The organism is Rhodoferax sp. RT5P35 (assembly GCF_056521385.1).
Genome location: NZ_JBWMAX010000095.1, coordinates 1 through 1581, shown reverse-complemented (window position 1 = coordinate 1581; position 1581 = coordinate 1). Strand labels below are relative to the sequence as shown.

The window sequence follows — 1581 nt, the reverse complement described above, 5'->3', positions numbered from 1 at the left end:
GGACGGCGAGATTGCCGCCCTGTACAAGGCCATTGCCCGCCAGGTGGCGGTGTCGATTGCGGGCAAAAACAAGGATTTCTCGTCGAAATTCCCCACCATCTCCATCAGCAAAGACACCTAAGCCGCCATGAATCTCATGGCCGCCATGCGCTACTTCTCGGCGCTGCACGAGCACAAGCACTTTGGCCGTGCGGCCCAGGCCTGCCACATCACCCAGCCCGCGCTGTCCAACGCGCTCAAGGCGCTGGAGGACGAGTTTGGCGTGGTCATCGTGCGCCGGGGCCGCAGCTACGAAGGCCTGACCCCCGAGGGCGAACAGGTCTTGCTGGCCGCGCACCGCATGTTGCACGAGCACGAGGTGCTGCAGCAGGCGCTGCAAAGCGATGCAGACCACCCCCGGGGCCGCCTGCGGCTGGGCGCGATACCCACCGCCATGCCCCGACTGTCGCGCTTTGCCGCCTTGTTGCAGGCCCGGCACCCGGGCATCCAGCCGGTGGTGCTGTCGCTGAGTTCGCTGGAGCTGGAGACGCGGCTGGACGATTTGTCGCTGGACCTGGCCCTGGGCTACACCGACCGCATGCACCAGCGCGCCGTGAAGCTGCAGGCCTGGCCGCAGTACACCGAAACCTATTTTTTGCTGCGCCGCGCGGCCCAGCCCCACCCCGACGGCCTGCAAGTGCGTGAACCCGTGCGCTGGCAGAGCCTGGCTGGGGTGCCGCTGTGCCTGCTGAGCCCCGAGATGCACAACCGCAGCATCATGGACGCAGCCTTTGCCGCAGCGGGCATCCAGGTGGTGCCCGCCATCGAGACGAATTCGGTCTTTTCGCTGGTGCTGAGCGTGGTGGACGGCAGCGTGTGCAGCGTGCTGCCCGGCGGCCTGCTGGCTGCCGTGCGCGCCTACCGCGAACTGGAGGCGTTGCCGCTGGTGGAGCCTGATGTGCGCACCCCCATCGGCTTCATGGCCCCGGCGGCGGTGCGCCCCTCGCGTGCGCTGCAGGCGGCCCTGGTGCTGGCCGAGTCATCCGATTGGCTGCAGCTCGGTTAATATTAAATTGATAGCTGCTTGCGCTTATGGAATAAGCGCTAGAGGTCTATTCGGTTCAGATATTTCAGTTGGGCGTGGGGCATCCCTGCAGCAGCCTGGACATCCCCCAAACCTATGATGCGTACCGCTCCCGACGCGCCTACATTGAAGCCATGGCAGACCGCACATCCCGCTGCCATGTGCATGTTGCGGCACAGCCCTGCGGGGGACTGACGCGCACGCACTACCGAAAGGCCGGCCATGGAAACGCCCGTTGTATTGCTTCTGATTGGTGGACTGCTCCTGCTCATCGCCCTGGTGGGGGGTGGTATGGAGGTCAAAGGGTGGCTACAAATTCCCAAAATCGAGCGCTTGGCGCGCTTGTTCTGTGGCGCAGCCGGTGTGGTGCTGGTGCTGCTGGGTGTCCGTCTCCACGAAGATTCGCAATCCAAAGTCGGGCCACAAGAAGCGAAGCAGGATGCCCCCGAGGTGCAGTTTTTCGTCTTCCAAACTTTGACCCAGGAAGGCCTGCACATGCTGCAAGCTGAAAAGACCAG

At 64.2% G+C, this 1581-nt stretch carries 2 protein-coding genes and 1 pseudogene; all 3 read left to right on the top strand.

Annotation, left to right across the window (positions count from 1 at the left end; all coding sequences use genetic code 11):
• Positions 1-121: pseudogene (locus AC097L_RS23910) on the top strand (iron-sulfur cluster carrier protein ApbC); the annotation flags it as partial.
• Positions 122-127: 6 nt separating this feature from the next.
• A complete protein-coding gene (locus AC097L_RS23905) occupies positions 128-1045 on the top strand; it encodes a LysR family transcriptional regulator (RefSeq protein ID WP_479589225.1) in 918 nt (305 codons plus the stop codon).
• A gap of 240 nt (positions 1046-1285) precedes the next feature.
• A partial coding sequence (locus AC097L_RS23900) for a hypothetical protein (protein ID WP_479589224.1) occupies positions 1286-1581 on the top strand: 296 nt, incomplete at its 3' end.

What these genes read in the sequence shown, in the direction of transcription:
- AC097L_RS23905 (WP_479589225.1), top strand. Translation starts at nt 128, where the DNA reads ATGAATCTCATGGCCGCCATGCGCTACTTCTCGGCGCTGCACGAGCAC.